The organism is Aliarcobacter cryaerophilus ATCC 43158 (assembly GCF_003660105.1).
Classification (GTDB): domain Bacteria; phylum Campylobacterota; class Campylobacteria; order Campylobacterales; family Arcobacteraceae; genus Aliarcobacter; species Aliarcobacter cryaerophilus.
Map to the genome: position 1 here is coordinate 1,471,306 of NZ_CP032823.1, position 16,998 is coordinate 1,488,303.

The window sequence follows — 16,998 nt, forward strand, 5'->3', positions numbered from 1 at the left end:
TTATTTATTTTTTAACTATCCCTTAATTCAAATCTAGCTATTATTAATTTTTATATTTTAAGGTTGAAAAAATTGCTAAAAGCTAAAAGTCTATATCATTTAATTGTTTACAGTATATTTTTTATTATTATTTTAATATCTTTTTTTACTTTTATTATTATAAACAATGCACATGAAGAACTTCAAGAAAAGATAACTACACTAAAAGAAGATTATACTAGTAATCAAAAAGCTTTACTTAAAAACCATGTAAACTATGTTATTAAATTTATTGATTACTACTATTTAGAAAATAAAGATAAATTTGATGAAAAAACTATACAAAAAAATCTTATTTTGGCTTTAAATCACTTAAATCTTAGCTCAAATCCAAATGAGTACATCTTTATTTTTGATTTCAACGGAACTTTAATAGATAATTCAAATGACAAGCAAGAAATTGGTAAAAACTTTTTAAATCATCAAGACTTTAAAGGTAAAAATGTTTTAAAAGAGCTAATAGAAGTTTCAAAAATTAGTGATGGAGGATTTGTAAACTATTTTTGGTCCAAACCTAGTTTAACAAAAGAGACAAACAAAATATCTTATGTTCAATCCTATGATAAATGGAACTGGACAATTGGAAAAGGAGTATATTTAGATGAGATTGATAGATTAATTAAACAAAAGGAAGAAGAGTACAGTAGCAAAATATCAAACTATACATTACAAATAACTTCTTTAACTATTTTACTTATTTTATACTCTATATTTATCTATAAAAATGCTACTATATTAATAGTAAATGATGTAAAAGAGATAGGTAAATATTTTAAAGAATCAGAAGAAAAAAATGAGCCAATCAATCAAAATAGAATTATTTTGGGAGAGTTTAAAATTATTGCAAATTATGCAAATGACACTATGACAAGTATAAAATTGAAAAGCTCTATGCTTGAAGAGCTAAACAAAAATCTAGAAATAAAAGTAAATGAAAAAACAAAAGAATTATCAAACTTAGTAGAATCTCAAAAGCAGTTTCTAAAAAATTCCGTACATGAAATAAACACTCCTTTAGCAATTATACGAACAAATATTGATCTGCTTAAAATGAAAATTCCTGAAAATAAATATATCACAAATATTGAATCTGGATCAAAAACTATTCAATATATTTATGATGATTTATCTTATCTTATAAAAAAAGATAGGGTTTTATATGAGAAAGAGTATTTAGAATTTTCAGAAATTCTAAAAAGTAGATTAGATTTTTTTGAAGAGATTGTAAAATCAAACTCTTTATATTTTATAAAAAATATTGAAGATGATGTTTATTTAAAATTTAACTCTGTAGAGCTTCAAAGAGTAATAGACAACAATATATCAAATGCTGTAAAATACTCATTTAGCAAATCAGCAATTCATATAAAATTATATTATCTAAACGACAATGAAATAGAGTTTAGTGTAACAACAAACTCAAAAATAATAGAAGATACAAATAAGATATTTGAAGATTTTTATAGAGAAAATAAAGCTCGAGGTGGCTTTGGATTAGGATTGAAAATTGTAAAAGAGATTTGTGATAAAAATTTAGTTACAATAGAAATTTTATCAGACAAAAAAGAGACAAAATTTACTTACAGGTTTAAAATAAATGAAAATACTACTTCTTGAAGATGAATTGATGCTAAATAGCGCTATTAGCGAATATTTAAAGAATATTGGTCATATGGTTGAAAGTTTTTTTGATGGTGCTGAAGTTTTAAAAAGTATTGAAAATGGGTATGATTTATTAATTCTTGATGTAAATGTACCAAGTATGGATGGATTTTCTATTTTAAATGAGCTAAACAATAGAAAAATTCATATTCCTACAATTTTTATATCCGCACAAATAGATATTGAAGATATTACAAGAGCTTATAATCTAGGGGCTAGAGAATATCTTAAAAAACCTTTTCATCTAGGAGAATTAGGAATAAAAATAAATCAAATTTTAAAAAAAGAGCAAAATAATACAACGCATATTAGATTCTCAGAAAACTACTCTTATTCAAAAGACAAACAAACAGTATATTTCAATGGAGAACCTCAAAATCTTACAAAAAAACAGTTAGAAATTATTCATATTCTAGCTTTAAACATAAATATGATTGTAGATTTTGAAAGATTTAGAGTAGATGTTTGGGATGCTGAAAATATTGACAATCCAACAATAAGAGCTGAAATTTCAAGATTAAAAAAATCACTAAAAGAGGATTTTATAAAAAATATTCGTGGTCTTGGATATAAAATAGATAGATATTACTCAGTATAAAAATTTTAATAGTTTTTTGCTACTTTTTTGCTATTAAATATGATTATAATTCGCCTTGTTTACAAGGAGAATTATGAAAATCGAAGAACCTAATATTAAATTTTTTAGAGAAAAAATAACTCTTATTTTTACTCTTATTTTTTTACTATCAATTTTCTCTTTTGGATTTGGAATAGTTCTTTTTGGCTACTTAAATAATTTCAATATTTTTGGAGCTAAATTATCATATTTTATATCTGGACAATTTACAATTTACTTATCTATTTTATTAATATTTATATATCAAAAACAGGTTTTAAAATTAGAAAAAAAATATGAGAATACCTATTAAATGGAACTTCAATCTTTAATATACCTTTTTGTAGGTGTATCATTTACAATATACTTTGGTTTGGCTCTTTGGACGAAAGCTAGTTCTACAAAAGATTTTTATGTTGCAAATAAATCATTTAATCCAATTTTTAATGGAATTTCTATTGCTGTTGATTTTATTAGTGCTGCAACATTTATATCTTTGTGTGGAGCTTTTTTAAGTTTTGGATATGATAGTTTTGCTTACATTATTGGGATTACTTCTGGTTTTGTTTTTCTTACAATTCTTATAGTTCCTTATCTAAGAAAAATGGAGTGCTTATCTATTCCACTTTTTTTTGAAAAAAAATTTAACTCTAAATTACTCAAAATAACTGCAATACTTATTGTTGTTTTGGTATCATTTATATATATTTCGGCACAACTAAAAGGCGTAGGAATAATATTTTCAAGAATTTTTCAAATTGATTTATCAACTGCTCTTCTAATAGGAATGTGCATAACTCTTTTTTATGCTTTTATTGGTGGTATGAAAAATATAGCTTATACACAAATTGCTCAATATATTATTATACTTTTTTCATTTATGACACCTATTTTTTTCTTAACTATTGAATTTACGAACTCTTATCTTCCACAATTAGCTATTTTTTCAAAATCCTCAATATATGAAGAGAGATACTTAATTGAAGTTTTTGAACAAACTTTAAATGATATTGGTTTTAAATCTTTTTCTGACTTTAATATTTTAAATAGTTTATTAATTGCAATATCTTTGAGTTTAGGGGTTGCTTCTTTACCACATATTCTAATCAAATTTTTCTCAAGTCCTACAGTAAATGATGCAAGAAAATCATCATTTTGGGCATTAGTTTTTATATCTGTTATTTATACTTCTATCTCATCTTTATTTATTCTTTCTACTTTAAATTTAGTAAAAAATACAAATGGTGTAGAATATGATGCTTTTATAAATAATGAAATAGATCAAAATGAGGGGAAATGGTTAAAAACTTGGGAAAAAACGGGTTTAGTAAAATTTGAAGATTTGAATAAAAATAATAAAATAGATTTAAAATATGAAAATAATATAAGTGAATTATCAATCAATCCAGATGCACTAACACTCTTAACTACAGAAATTGCAAACTTACCAAATTGGGTTATATCTTTAGTTTTAGCAGGTGCATTAGCCGCAACTTTATCAACAATAACTGGTTTGATTCTAATAATAAAAACCACAATATCTTATGAATTACTAAAAGAAAATTTTAGTAAAAATAGTATTGTTACTAGAGTTATATTTTCAAAGTTATTGATAGTCTTAATTATAGTTTTAGCAACTTTATTTTATATTCCAAACTATACAATTTTACAAACCGTAGCTATAGCTTTTACGATATGCACAGCCACACTATTTCCAACTTTAATTTTAGGAATCTTTTATAAAAAAGTAAATAAAATTGGAGCAATTTTTGGTATAGCTGTTGGACTAATTTTTACACTATCTTATAGTATTTATTTTTTATATATTGATAGTTCAAATAATTACTTTTTTGGTATTAGTAGTGAAGGAATTGGCTCTATTGGTGCAATTTTGAATATTATCATTACAGTTATAGTTTCAAAAATAACACCAAAAAAAGAAAAAAATATAGAAGAATCAATTGATTTTGTTAAAGTTTTAAAATAAATTTAAAAATTATATTAATTTTACGCAATATAAGGAGTAAAAATGAGTATTCAAGATCAAGAGAGTTTTTTATCAAAAACTCACCCATTTGAGGTTTTAACACCAAGTCAAATGGCCATGTGTATTGAACATATGGATATAGCTTACTATCCAAAAGATACAGTTTTAATAGGTCCAGAAAAAATACCAAAATATTTTTTTATTATTATTAAAGGTTCAGTTTTTGAATATTCTCCTGAAAATGTCGTAGTTATGGATTATCAAAGCGAAGATACTTTTGATTCAAATTCATTAATTTATGGAAAATGTGAAAATAGTTTTAGAGTAAATGAAGAGCTCATATGCTACGAAATAGAAAAAAAGATTTTTTTAGAGCTAATTGATAAAAATCAAAAATTTAAAGATTTTTTCTTAAAAGATTTGGTAAATAAAATACGAACTCTTAAAGATAAAGAGAACACTTCTCAATTATCATCTTTTATGATAGCAAAAGTAAGCGATACTTTAATACACGAAGCTTGTATCGTGAAAAAAGATACAAAATTAATAGATGCTATTGATAAATCAATGAAATATAAAACTTCAACTATTATAATAGAAGGTGAAAATAAAGAATATGGAATTATTACAGATTCACTACTTAAAGTAAAAGTTCTTTTAGAAGGGAGAGATTTATCTATCCCTGTTAGCGATATTGCTATTTTTCCACTTTTGACTATTAAACAAGATGACTATTTATTTGAAGCTTTGACAATTTTAGTAAAAAGAAATATTAAAAGAGTTGGTGTAGTTGATAATGATGGAAACATGGTTGGAATTATTGAACAAATAGATATTTTATCGCATTTTGCAAATCATACATATGTTATTGAATCAAAGATAAAAAATGCGAAAAATATTGAAGATTTAAAAGATGCTAGTAAAGATTTTATAGATATTATTACAAGTCTTCAAACAAAAGGGGTGAAATTACACCATATTTCAAATCTTATTGGACAACTAAATACAAAAGTTTATCAAAAAATATTCTCACTAATTCTTCCTTTAGAGTTACAAAAAGATGCTTGTTTATTTGTAATGGGAAGTGAAGGAAGAAATGAACAAATTATAAAAACAGATCAGGATAATGCTCTAATTGTAAGAGATGGTGTTGATGTTGAACAATACAGACCTTATATGCAAAAAATTACAGATGCTCTTGTATTTTTAGGTTATCCTCCTTGTGAAGGAAATATAATGGTTTCTAATCCTGATTGGTGTAAATCATATCTAAATTTTAAAAATGATATATCAAGATGGGTCGGCACTCAAGATATGAAAAACTTTTTAGATTTAGCTATATTTACAGACTCATTTTCGGTTGCTGGTGATAAACAGATGCTGATTGATTTAAAAGAGTTTTTATACTCAAAAGTACAAAATGATATTTTTATGGCATATTTTGCAAAATCAACAACAGCATTCGAAACTCCAACAACAATATCTAGTTTTATTGGTAAAGAGAATTTTATAAATATTAAAAAAGCTGCAATTTTTCCAATAGTTCATGGAATTAGAAGTTTAGCTTTAAAAGAAAAAATAAAAGAGACAACAACCATAAAAAGAATCCAAATTTTAGAGCAAAGAAAAATTTTGGATAAAGATAGAGCTGCTGAATTATTAGAAGCACTTGAAATAGCAAATACTTTAAGATTGAGACATCAAATGGAGTTATTACAACAAAACAAACCACTTTCAAATGAGATAGAAACAAATAGCTTAGGAAAAATTGAGAGAGATTTACTAAAAGAATCATTTAAAATTGTAAATGATTTCAAAAAAATAATAAGTTATATATTTAAACTAGATAAGATTTATTAAGATGTTTAAAAATATTATAAAACAGTGGCAAAGGAAAAGACTTTTAAATAAAAAATTTGATTTTTTATTTGATGAATATCCACAAGGAGAATATATAAGTTTAGACTGTGAAACTACAGGTTTAAACCCTAAAAAAGATGAGATTTTATCTATTGGTGCAGTTTTAATAAAAGATAATAAAATTTTAATGAGAAAAACATTTAATATATTTGTAAAACCATCAAAAAATATAAATCCTGAATCTATAAAAATTCATCTTCTAAGAGAGATAGATTTACAAAATGCTATTGAACCTGATGTTGCCATATATAAACTTCTTGATTTTATTGGTTCAAGACCAATAGTTGGCTACTATATAGATTTTGATATGGAAATGATTTCAAAATATACAAAAAAATTAATAGGTATAAAACTTCCAAATGAAAGAGTTGAAGTATCATCAATATATTACGATATAAAAAAGACAAAAGACAACTACGGATTTATAGATTTAAAGTTTGATACTATTATGACTTTTCTTGATATTCCAGTTTTGGGAAAACATGATGCTTTAAATGATGCAATAATGACTTCTATGATATTCTTAAAACTAAAAAATCTCGCAAAACAGAAAAAAATTAACTTTTAGAAATGCTATAAAATAGTATTTCTAATCTTTTTAAACCTTTTTTTCAAATCTTTTTTTAAATGCTATGCTTTTGCAACTAAAATATTTTACTATTTCAACTAATCTTATTTTAGGAGAAAAAATGGATAACAAATTAGTAGAAAGGATTAAAGCTAATCCTAAATACCATGAACTTGTTTCAAAAAGAAGTTCATTCGCTATTAAATTAGCTATTTTCATGCTAGTAGTTTACTATGGTTTCATATTAACTATTGCATTTAACAAAGAGTTTTTTGCTACAAAAATAGGTGAAACTATGACAGTTGCATTCCCTATAGGCTTTGCAATTATTGTAATAGCATTTATAACAACTTTAATTTATGTTGTTAGAGCAAATGGTGAGTTTGAGAACTTAACTAATGATATTAAAAATGATGTGAAGGATATATTATAATGTTGAAAATAATTACTTTATTAGGTTTATCATCATTAGCACTATTTGCAGATGATGCTAAAAGTAGTATAAATATGGAAGCTATGTTAATGTTCTTTGCATTTATTATAGGTACTATGGGTATTACAAAATGGGCTGCTAGTAAAACAAAATCTGCTTCAGATTTCTATACAGCAGGTGGAGGAATTACAGGTTTCCAAAATGGTCTAGCAATTGCTGGAGATTATATGTCTGCTGCTTCTTTCATTGGTATTTCGGGTATGATTTATCTAAATGGTTTTGATGGTATTATTTATGCTATCGGATTTTTAGTTGGTTGGCCAATCATTCTTTTCTTAATGGCTGAAAAATTAAGAAACTTAGGTAAGTTTAACTTTACTGATATTGCTGCTTACAGACTTGATGAAAAAAGAATAAGAATTCTTGCTGCTTGTGGTTCTTTAACAGTTGTTACTTTCTACTTAATTGCTCAAATGGTTGGAGCTGGAAAACTAATCGAAGTTTTATTCCATATTCCATATCACTTTGCAGTTGTAATTGTTGGTGCATTAATGATTATATATGTAACATTTGGTGGTATGCTTGCTACTACTTGGGTACAAATTATTAAAGCTGTACTTTTACTAGGTGGAGTTACAATTATGGCTCTTTTAGTTCTAGCTACAACTGGGATTAACTTCTCTTTTGCAAACTTAGCTGAAACTGCTGTTAATTTACATGCTAAAAAAGATGCTATTTTGGCACCAGGTTCATTTGTATCTGATCCAATTGCTTCTATTTCACTAGGACTTGCTTTAATGCTTGGAACTGCTGGATTACCTCATATTCTTATGAGATTCTTTACAGTTGGAAATGCAAAAGAAGCTAGAAAATCTGTTGTTTATGCAACTGGATTTATTGGTTACTTCTATTTATTAATAGCTGTTGTTGGTCTTGGTGGAATTGTTTACCTAATGGATCCAAATGTTAATAGTGCTTATTTAGATGCTGCTGGTAAATTAATCGGTGGAAATAATATGGCTGCTGTTCACTTAGCTCAAGCTACTGGTGGATCTATTTTCTTAGGATTTATATCTGCTGTTGCATTTGCTACAATTCTAGCGGTTGTTGCTGGTCTTGCACTTGCTGCTTCTAATTTAATTGCACATGATTTATATGCAATCGTTATTAGAAAAGGTCAAGCTACTGATGCTGAAGAGATGAAAGTTTCAAAAAGAACAGTTATTGTAATTGGTATAGTTGCAGTTCTTTTAGGATTTGCATTTGAAAATCAAAATATTGCGTTTATGGTTGGACTTGCGTTTGCTGTTGCAGCATCTGCAAACTTCCCAATATTAATTTTATCAATCTATTGGTCAAAATTAACAACAAGAGGTGCATTTATAGGTGGATTTATAGGTTTACTAACAGCTGTTATTCTAGTTGTACTAAGTAAAACTGTATGGGTTGATATATTTGGATTTGGAAGTGCGATATTCCCATGGACACATCCTGCACTATTCTCTGTATCTGCTGCATTTATTGGTATTTGGTTCTTCTCAATTACTGATAGCTCAGAAAGAGCAAGTGAAGACAAATCAGGATTTGAAGCTCAACAAATTAGAGGTGAAACTGGTATTGGTTCTGACGGAGCTGTTTCTCACTAAAACAATTACTAAAGAGAGAAATCTCTTTAGTAATAACTTAATAATGACTTAATAATTATAATTAATTGTAATAATTAATATATTGTTTTTTGTTACAATTCTACATTTATTCTGAAATTTCTATATAATTTCTATCAACAAATCAATCAAAATATAAATTTATTTGTATAATCCATTACTTTATCTATCATTTAGATAAAAAATAAAAAAGTCGCAGGAGAATAAGGTATGGATGAAAAATTGGTTGCAAAAATAGAAGCCAATCCTAAATATCAAGAGCTAGTTTCAAAAAGAAACTCTTTAGCTTTAAAATTAGGAATATTTGTTTTGATAATGTTTTACTCATTTATCACAATAGTTGCATTTAACAAAGATTTGTTTGCAATAAAAGTAGCGGAAGGTTATATAACAACTATTGCATTTCCTATTGCATTAGCAATTTTAGTTATTAGCTTTTTAACAACACTAGTTTATGTTAGAAAAGCAAATGGTGAATTTGATGATCTTACAAATCAGATTAAAAGAGATGTAAGGGAGTTTTTATGATTAGAGTATTAACTTTATTATTTTTTACTTCACTTACACTTTTTGCTGCTGGTGATGCAACATTTGAAGGAAAAAGAGAACTTAATATACCTGCAGTTGCTATGTTTATGGTATTTATACTTGGCACACTAGGAATTACATATTGGGCGGCTAAAAGAACAAAATCTGCTAGTGATTTTTACACTGCGGGTGGAGGAATAACTGGTTTCCAAAATGGTTTAGCAATTGCTGGTGATTATATGAGTGCAGCAGCATTTTTGGGAGTTTCTGGGCTTATTTATATGAATGGATATGATGGAATTATATATGCTGTATCTTTCTTAGTTGGTTGGCCTGTAATTTTGTTTTTTATGGCTGAAAAATTAAGAAACTTAGGTAAATTTACATTTGCTGATATTGCTGCATATAGATTGGCACAAAAAGAGATTAGAACTTTGGCTGCATTTGGTTCTTTATCTGTTGTTATTTTATATCTAATTGCACAGATGGTTGGTGCTGGAAAACTTATTCAAATACTATTTGGTATGGAATATGAATATGCTGTATTTATGGTTGGAGCACTAATGATTATTTATGTAACATTTGGTGGAATGCTTGCAACTACTTGGGTACAAATTATTAAAGCAGTTCTTCTTCTATCTGGTGTTTCATTTATGGCTATTATGGTTTTATGGCACTTTGGTTTTAATTTTGAATCATTAGCTCAAACTGCTGTAAATAATCATGCAAAAGGTGAAGAGATTTTAAAACCAGGTGGTTTTTTAAGTGATCCAGTATCTGCTATCTCTTTAGGTATGGCTTTAATGCTTGGAACTGCAGGTCTTCCTCACGTTTTAATGAGATTCTTTACAGTTGGAAATGCAAAAGAAGCTAGAAAATCTGTTGTTTATGCTACTGGATTTGTTGCATACTTTTGGGTAATTATTTCTATCGTTGGACTTGGAGCAATTGCATTTTTAAATAGTGCAGAAGGTGCTCAATATTTTGTAGATGGAAAACTATTTGGTGGATCTAATATGGCATCAGTTCACCTTTCACACATGCTTGGTGGAAATGCTTTCTTAGGATTTATTTCAGCTGTTGCATTTGCTACTATTTTGGCCGTTGTTTCTGGACTTACTCTTGCAGGTGCTAGTGCAATTTCACATGACATTTATGCAAATGTTATAAATCCAAATGCAAGTGATGAAAAAGTTGTAAAAATTTCAAAAATAACTGTTATAATTGTAGGTATTATTGGAGTTACACTTGGAATTGCATTTGAGTCTCAAAATATTGCATATATGGTTGGACTTGCTTTTGGAATCGCTGCAAGTGCAAATTTCCCAATACTATTTTTATCAATTTATTGGTCAAAATTAACAACAAGAGGTGCATTTATTGGTGGATTTATGGGATTAATTACAGCAGTTTCTCTAGTAATTTTAGGTCCAAATGTTTGGGTACAAATTTTAGGAAATGAAAAAGCTATTTTCCCTTATGCTCACCCTGCACTATTCTCTGTTACAGTTGCGTTTATATCAATTTGGTTTTTCTCTATTATTGATAACTCAAAAAGAGCTACTCAAGAAAGAGCTATGTTTAGAGCTCAAAATGTTAGAGCAAATACTGGAATTGGTTCAGCTGGAGCGGTTTCACACTAAAAATATCAAAAAGAGAATCTCTTCTCTTTTTGATTTTGCACTACTTTAAATATAGGAGAGATGAGTATGCAAGAGCAAAAAAAATTTATTTCAAATATTCACCCATTTAATAATTTAAATACTTTTGAATTGGATGATTTAGTTGAATCTTTAGACATTGTTTATTTCAAAGCAAACTCTATAGTTCAGGCACAAGATAGTAATCCCGAGTTTTTATATTTTGTTTTAAAAGGTTTAATTCAAGAAATAAATGACGATGAAGTTTTAAGTGTATATTCAAAAGGTGAGATATTTGACTCAGTCTCTTTAATAAAAAATTATAGTAAGAATAGTTTTGTGGCTATTGAAGAGAGTATCTGTTATGTACTAAAAAAAGATATATTTATGCAGATTTTAAGCTCAAATCAACAACTAGAAAACTATTTTTTTCAATCCATTTCAGATAAGTTAAACAATAATATCTTAAATGAAAAAAACAAAGATATGGCAAATATTATGGTTGCAAAAGTTAAAGATGCAAAAGTTCATAAAGCTGTAATTGTTGATACAAACAAAACAATATTTGAAGCAGCAAAAATAATAAAACAAGAGAAAATACCAACCCTTTTATTAAAAGATGAAAATGGTGAAATGTATATTGTAACTGATTCAGATTTTAGACAAAAAGTTATTTTAAATAGAATGGATTATGATGATTTGGTTGTAAAAATTGCTTCTAAAGGATTAATTTATATAAACGAAGATGATTTTTTATTTAATGCTCAACTTCAAATGGCAAAACATGGATTAAAAAGAGTTGTAGTAAAAAATGATTATGATGAGATTGTTGGAATACTTGATCAAATATCTCTTTCATCATTTTTTGCAACAAATACTTTTGCTGTTTCAAATCAAATCATTAATGCCGAAACTTTAGATGAGCTAAAAGAGGCTTCACTATCATTTATAAAAATTATTAAATCACTAAATGCAAAAGGTGTAAAAATAGAGTTTATATCAAAATTAATAAATCAATTAAATAAAAAACTACTTGATAAACTATATAAACTTTTAGCTCCAAAAGAGCTTATTGGAAAATCTTGTTTAGTTGTAATGGGAAGTGAAGGAAGAGCTGAACAGATTTTAAGAACCGACCAAGACAATGCACTTATTATTTCAGATGATTGTAAAATTAGTGAAGAAAAACTTAGGGAGTTTACTCATCTTTTTACTGAAACTTTAGTTACTTTTGGATTTCCTAGATGTGAAGGAAATATAATGGTTTCAAATCCATATTGGTGCAGATCTCAAAGTGATTTTAAAGAGCTTATTTATGAATGGGTAAATAATCCAAGTGGTGATAACTTTATGAATATTGCAATATTTTATGATGCTCTTTGTGTATCTGGTGATATTGAGATGATTAAAGAGTTGAAAAATTACCTATTTAAAATCTCTTCAAACTCTCAAAGCTTTTATACAAATTTTGCAAGAATCATAAATAGTTTTGATGTACCTTTAGGATTTTTTGATGGTTTTGTTTTTAATAGTAAAGATGAAAAACATAAAGATGAAATTGATATAAAAAGAGGTGGAATTTTTATAATTGTTCAAGGAATTAGGTCTCTAAGTATTCAAAATAGAGTTCTAAATACAAATACAATAAAAAGGATAAATAGTTTAAAAGAGTTAAAAATTTTAGATGATGAGAGTGCAAAAGAGTTAATTATGGCATTTAATATTTTAAATAGTCTAAAACTAAAAGCTAGTTTAGAAAAACTTGATAAAAAAGAGAAGATTGATAATTTTGTAAATCCAAATAGATTAACCATTATGGAAAAGGATTTACTAAAAGAGTCTTTTAAAATAGTAAATAAGCTAAAGAAAAAGTTAGAAAATCACTTTAAGCTTAACTATGTTTAAAAATATTTCAAATTACTTTAATAAAAAAAGTTTAAAAGACAAAAAATATAGTTTTTTGTTTGATAAAACTATACAAAATGAGTATGTATGTTTTGATTGTGAAACAACTGGATTAAATCCGAAAATCGATGATATTATATCTATTGGTGCTGTTATTATAAAAAACAACACAATAGTTTCAAGCAAAAAATTTGTAAGATATATAAAACCAAAAAACTCATCTTTAGATGAAAAATCAATAAAAATACATCACATAAGAGAGTGTGATTTAAAAAATGCTTGTGAAATTGAAGATGTGATTTTAGAGTTCTTAGAGTTTATTGAAAACAGAACTTTAGTTGGATATTTTTTAAATTTTGATAAAAATATGATAAATAAATATCTAAAACCAATGATTGGAGTAACTTTACCAAATAGAAGTATAGAAGTATCAGAAATTTATCATGATTTTAAAATTGAATTAATTCCTCAAAGTTTTGTGGATTTAAAATTCAATTCTATATTAAAAGATTTAGAAATACCACAATTTGGAAATCACGACTCATTTAATGATGCAATTATGACAGCTATGATATTTTTAAAATTAAAAAATCATCCATCTGTAAAAATTAAATAATTTATGAATTTATCAAAATTTAAATCAGAAAAAGAGATATTAAAACTATCTATATTTAGCACAATTTTTTTAGCAATTCTTGGTTTAATTTTTGGTTTACTAGCAAGTTCTGCAACTATTATTTTTGATAGTATTTATGGAATGATAGATGCTTTAATGACTATTTTAGCACTTGTTGTTGCAAAATTAATTACATCTTCAACATCAAAAGATATTGTCTCAAATAGACTTGAAAAACATTTTACAATGGGCTTTTGGCATCTTGAACCAATTGTTTTAGGGGTAAATGGAATACTATTAATTGGTGCTTCAATTTATGCTTTTATAAATGCAATTGATAGTATTTTGCTTGGAGGAAGAGAAATAATCTTTTCATATGCAATCATTATCACTGCAATATCTATTATAGTTGAGATTGCTTTGGGAGTTTTTATTCAAAAGGCAAATAAAGATATAAACTCTGAATTTTTAAAACTAGACTCTATTAGTTGGTTAATCTCAGCTTCAATGTCTTTTGCATATCTTATTGCATTTAGTTTTGGATATTTTGTAAAAGATGGTGAACTTTCTTGGATAACGCCATTTATTGACCCATTTATTCTAATTTTTGTATCAATTTTAGTAATTCCAATGCCTTTTAAAACTGTTAAACAAGCACTTTCTGATATTTTACTTGTAACACCCTCTTCTTTAAAAAATCATGTTGATATTGTTGCTAAAAATATTGTAAATAAATATGGCTTTGACTCTTTTAGAGCTTATGTTGCAAGAGTTGGAAGAGGAAGACAGATTGAACTTTATTTTATAGTTCCAAAAAGTTGGCCAGCAAAAAAACTTGAAGAGTGGGATATGTTAAGAGATGAGATAGAAAGAGATTTAGGAAAAGAGGATCCAAATCTTTGGCTTACTATTGTATTTACAACGGATTTTGAATGGGCTGAATAAAAACTTATTTAAGTTTTAATTTGATATTATTCAAAAAAATTAATTGTAAATTTTAATATAAAATTAAGTAAAAGGATACAAATGTTAGTTTTCGTTTTAAATGCTGGTTCATCATCTCTTAAATATCAGCTAATCGATATAAAATCAAAAGAGCTAAAAGCTAGTGGTTTAGTTGAAAGAATTGGGATTGATGGGATTTTAAAACATGAAATTGGAGAGAATAAAAAGATTACTTTTGAACTTCCAATTCCTACACACAAAGAAGCAATTGAATTGGTTCTTAGAATTCTTACAAATGATGAAACAAAAGTTATAAACTCTATTGATGAGATAAAAGCCATTGGACATAGAGTTGTTCACGGTGGTGAGCATTTTAAAGGCTCTGTTATTGTTGATGATGAAGTAATTAGAAAAATAGAGGAGTTAATTCCTCTGGCTCCTTTACACAATCCTGCAAATATTATGGGTGTAAAAATTTGTAAAGATTTAATGCCAAAAGTTCCAAATGTTGTAACTTTTGATACAGCATTTCATCAAACAATGCCTATGGAAAACTTCTTATATGCCGTTCCTTATGCTGATTATACAGAACATCACTTAAGAAAATATGGATTTCATGGAACAAGCCACTACTATGTTTCTCAAGAAGCTATTAAGCTTTTAAACAAAAAAGATAGCAAAGTTATCGTTTGTCACCTTGGAAATGGTTCATCTGTTTGTGCGGTTAAAGATGGAAAATCAATTAGCACTTCTATGGGGCTTACTCCTCTTGAAGGCTTAGTAATGGGTACAAGAAGTGGTGATATAGATGCTGGTGTTATTCCTTACTTAATGGAGAAAAAAGGTTTAAATCATATTCAAATTCTTGATTACCTAAATAAAAAATCAGGAATTCTGGGAGTTTCTGGAGTTAGCTCAGATTTAAGAGAGGTAATAAAAGCTTCTAATGATGGAGATAAAAGATCTAAAATAGCAATTACAATGCTATGTGATAGAATTAAAAAATATCTTTGCTCTTATGCAGGACTTATGCACGGTGTTGATGCTATTTGCTTTACTGCTGGAATTGGAGAAAATTCTGATTTAATTAGAGAAAAAGTTTGTGAAGGTCTAGAGTTTATGGGAATTGAAATTGATAAAGATAAAAACTCAAAAAGAGAGAAAGGAAATAGAGAGATAAATACAAAAAACTCTAAAACTAAAATCTTTGTTATTCCTACAAATGAAGAATTAGTGATTGCAACAGATACTTATAATCTACTAAAAAAGTAAAAATTTATAAAAATAAAAAGAGCAGACTTGTAGAATTTACTCAAAAATGCTCTTTTTGTTTTATTTTTTCACTTTTTTAAACACTCTCAAAGCCCTCAAATATCGCTTTTATTTGCTACTTTAATGCTATTTTTTTTCATTATAGTTTTCGTTATATTTGAAAAAAGAAAGGATTGGTTACATTATGGGTTTAATTGATAATATCAAAGAAAAAGCTAAACAAAATTTAAGAACTATAGTTCTTCCTGAATCTGAGGATGAGAGAGTTTTAAAAGCAACTGAAATAGTTTTAAAAGATAAAACTGCAAAAATTATCCTTATTGGAAATGAAGAAACAATAAAAGCTGATGCTTCAAAATATGGTGCAAATATTTCTGGAGCAACTATTGTTGATCCTTCAAAATGTGCAAATCTTGATAAATATGTTGATGAATTAGTTGAACTTAGAAAAAGTAAAAATCTTTCAAAAGATGAAGCTAAAAAACTAATGCTTACAGAACCTAGATTTTTTGGTTGTATGATGGTAAGACTAGGAGATGCAGATGGATTAGTTGCTGGTTCAAACTCTCCAACTTCTGATGTTTTAAGAGCTGCTATTCAAGTAATCAAAACAGCACCTGGTATAAATACAGTTTCATCTGCATTTATTATGGAAACAGCTGATGGTAAATTTGGAGATAATGGTCTAATTTTATTTGCAGATTGTGCTGTTATTCCAGACCCAAATGCTGAACAGTTAGCTGATATTGCTAGTGCAACTGCTGCAACTGCTGCTAGTGTTGTTGGTCTTGAGCCTCGAGTTGCTATGTTATCTTTTTCTACAAAAGGTAGTGCATCACACCCAATGGTAGATAAAGTTACAACTGCTTGCCAAATACTAAAAGATAGAGATGTAAAATTTGCATTTGATGGAGAACTTCAAGCTGATGCTGCAATCGTTGCAAGTGTTGGTATTAAAAAAGCTCCTGATTCAAAAGTCGCTGGACATGCAAATATTTTGGTATTCCCTGATTTACAAGCTGGAAATATTGGATATAAACTTGTACAAAGATTTGCAGGAGCTGAAGCTCATGGACCAATTATTCAAGGTTTAAATAAACCTGTAAATGACCTATCAAGAGGTTGTTCAGTTGAAGATATTTCAAACTTAGTAGCTATCACAGCAACTCAAATTAAATAATAAATTAAATTTCAAAAAAGGAT

15 protein-coding genes are annotated in these 16,998 nt (G+C 27.1%); all 15 read left to right on the forward strand.

Annotation, left to right across the window (positions count from 1 at the left end):
* Positions 1–72 precede the first annotated feature (72 nt).
* The 15 genes from ACRYA_RS07390 (at position 73) to pta (ending at position 16,975) form a co-directional block, all read left to right on the forward strand.
* A complete protein-coding gene (locus ACRYA_RS07390) occupies positions 73–1,656 on the forward strand; it encodes a sensor histidine kinase (protein ID WP_105916452.1) in 1,584 nt (527 codons plus the stop codon).
* Positions 1,637–2,299, forward strand: a complete 663-nt coding sequence (locus ACRYA_RS07395) for a response regulator transcription factor (protein WP_105916453.1) — start codon at positions 1,637–1,639, stop codon at positions 2,297–2,299. The genes ACRYA_RS07390 and ACRYA_RS07395 overlap by 20 nt, the downstream gene beginning before the upstream one ends.
* 73 nt (positions 2,300–2,372) lie before the next feature.
* Positions 2,373–2,630, forward strand: coding sequence for a sodium/substrate symporter small subunit (locus ACRYA_RS07400; RefSeq protein WP_105916454.1), 258 nt, complete (start codon positions 2,373–2,375; stop codon positions 2,628–2,630).
* Entirely contained in the window at positions 2,631–4,304 is a 1,674-nt protein-coding gene (locus ACRYA_RS07405; RefSeq protein WP_105916455.1) for a VC_2705 family sodium/solute symporter, read from the forward strand.
* A gap of 42 nt (positions 4,305–4,346) precedes the next feature.
* Positions 4,347–6,164, forward strand: coding sequence for a DUF294 nucleotidyltransferase-like domain-containing protein (locus tag ACRYA_RS07410; RefSeq protein WP_105916456.1), 1,818 nt, complete (start codon positions 4,347–4,349; stop codon positions 6,162–6,164).
* Between the two features lies 1 nt (position 6,165).
* Complete coding sequence (locus ACRYA_RS07415; RefSeq protein ID WP_105916457.1) at positions 6,166–6,792, forward strand: 3'-5' exonuclease; 627 nt, start codon at positions 6,166–6,168, stop codon at positions 6,790–6,792.
* 121 nt (positions 6,793–6,913) lie between these two features.
* Positions 6,914–7,225: a DUF485 domain-containing protein gene (locus ACRYA_RS07420; protein WP_176549265.1), complete on the forward strand. Its 312-nt coding sequence runs from the start codon at positions 6,914–6,916 to the stop codon at positions 7,223–7,225.
* Positions 7,225–8,871 carry a cation acetate symporter gene (locus tag ACRYA_RS07425; RefSeq protein ID WP_105916459.1) on the forward strand — a complete coding sequence of 549 codons (1,647 nt, stop codon included), beginning with the start codon at positions 7,225–7,227 and terminating at the stop codon, positions 8,869–8,871. Before ACRYA_RS07420 ends, ACRYA_RS07425 begins: the two co-directional genes overlap by 1 nt.
* Before the next feature lie 228 nt (positions 8,872–9,099).
* Positions 9,100–9,417 carry a DUF485 domain-containing protein gene (locus ACRYA_RS07430; RefSeq protein WP_105916460.1) on the forward strand — a complete coding sequence of 106 codons (318 nt, stop codon included), beginning with the start codon at positions 9,100–9,102 and terminating at the stop codon, positions 9,415–9,417.
* Complete coding sequence (locus tag ACRYA_RS07435; protein ID WP_105916461.1) at positions 9,414–11,060, forward strand: cation acetate symporter; 1,647 nt, start codon at positions 9,414–9,416, stop codon at positions 11,058–11,060. The genes ACRYA_RS07430 and ACRYA_RS07435 overlap by 4 nt, the downstream gene beginning before the upstream one ends.
* Before the next feature lie 66 nt (positions 11,061–11,126).
* Positions 11,127–12,962 carry a putative nucleotidyltransferase substrate binding domain-containing protein gene (locus tag ACRYA_RS07440; RefSeq protein WP_170144479.1) on the forward strand — a complete coding sequence of 612 codons (1,836 nt, stop codon included), beginning with the start codon at positions 11,127–11,129 and terminating at the stop codon, positions 12,960–12,962.
* Positions 12,955–13,578: a 3'-5' exonuclease gene (locus ACRYA_RS07445; RefSeq protein WP_105916463.1), complete on the forward strand. Its 624-nt coding sequence runs from the start codon at positions 12,955–12,957 to the stop codon at positions 13,576–13,578. Before ACRYA_RS07440 ends, ACRYA_RS07445 begins: the two co-directional genes overlap by 8 nt.
* 3 nt (positions 13,579–13,581) lie before the next feature.
* On the forward strand, positions 13,582–14,523 hold the full coding sequence (locus ACRYA_RS07450) for a cation diffusion facilitator family transporter (protein WP_105916464.1): 942 nt from the start codon (positions 13,582–13,584) through the stop codon (positions 14,521–14,523).
* 81 nt (positions 14,524–14,604) lie between these two features.
* Positions 14,605–15,795: an acetate/propionate family kinase gene (locus ACRYA_RS07455; protein WP_105916465.1), complete on the forward strand. Its 1,191-nt coding sequence runs from the start codon at positions 14,605–14,607 to the stop codon at positions 15,793–15,795.
* Positions 15,796–15,979: 184 nt separating this feature from the next.
* Positions 15,980–16,975 (forward strand): phosphate acetyltransferase, encoded by a 996-nt coding sequence (gene pta / locus ACRYA_RS07460; protein ID WP_105916466.1) that lies wholly within the window; start codon positions 15,980–15,982, stop codon positions 16,973–16,975.
* Positions 16,976–16,998 lie beyond the last annotated feature (23 nt).

Coding starts and splice junctions, on each gene's coding strand:
- ACRYA_RS07415 (WP_105916457.1), top strand. CDS start 6,166: ATGTTTAAAAATATTATAAAACAGTGGCAAAGGAAAAGACTTTTAAAT.
- ACRYA_RS07425 (WP_105916459.1), top strand. CDS start 7,225: ATGTTGAAAATAATTACTTTATTAGGTTTATCATCATTAGCACTATTT.
- ACRYA_RS07395 (WP_105916453.1), top strand. CDS start 1,637: ATGAAAATACTACTTCTTGAAGATGAATTGATGCTAAATAGCGCTATT.
- ACRYA_RS07440 (WP_170144479.1), top strand. CDS start 11,127: ATGCAAGAGCAAAAAAAATTTATTTCAAATATTCACCCATTTAATAAT.
- ACRYA_RS07400 (WP_105916454.1), top strand. CDS start 2,373: ATGAAAATCGAAGAACCTAATATTAAATTTTTTAGAGAAAAAATAACT.
- pta (WP_105916466.1), top strand. CDS start 15,980: ATGGGTTTAATTGATAATATCAAAGAAAAAGCTAAACAAAATTTAAGA.
- ACRYA_RS07435 (WP_105916461.1), top strand. CDS start 9,414: ATGATTAGAGTATTAACTTTATTATTTTTTACTTCACTTACACTTTTT.
- ACRYA_RS07410 (WP_105916456.1), top strand. CDS start 4,347: ATGAGTATTCAAGATCAAGAGAGTTTTTTATCAAAAACTCACCCATTT.
- ACRYA_RS07450 (WP_105916464.1), top strand. CDS start 13,582: ATGAATTTATCAAAATTTAAATCAGAAAAAGAGATATTAAAACTATCT.
- ACRYA_RS07405 (WP_105916455.1), top strand. CDS start 2,631: ATGGAACTTCAATCTTTAATATACCTTTTTGTAGGTGTATCATTTACA.
- ACRYA_RS07455 (WP_105916465.1), top strand. CDS start 14,605: ATGTTAGTTTTCGTTTTAAATGCTGGTTCATCATCTCTTAAATATCAG.
- ACRYA_RS07445 (WP_105916463.1), top strand. CDS start 12,955: ATGTTTAAAAATATTTCAAATTACTTTAATAAAAAAAGTTTAAAAGAC.
- ACRYA_RS07430 (WP_105916460.1), top strand. CDS start 9,100: ATGGATGAAAAATTGGTTGCAAAAATAGAAGCCAATCCTAAATATCAA.
- ACRYA_RS07420 (WP_176549265.1), top strand. CDS start 6,914: ATGGATAACAAATTAGTAGAAAGGATTAAAGCTAATCCTAAATACCAT.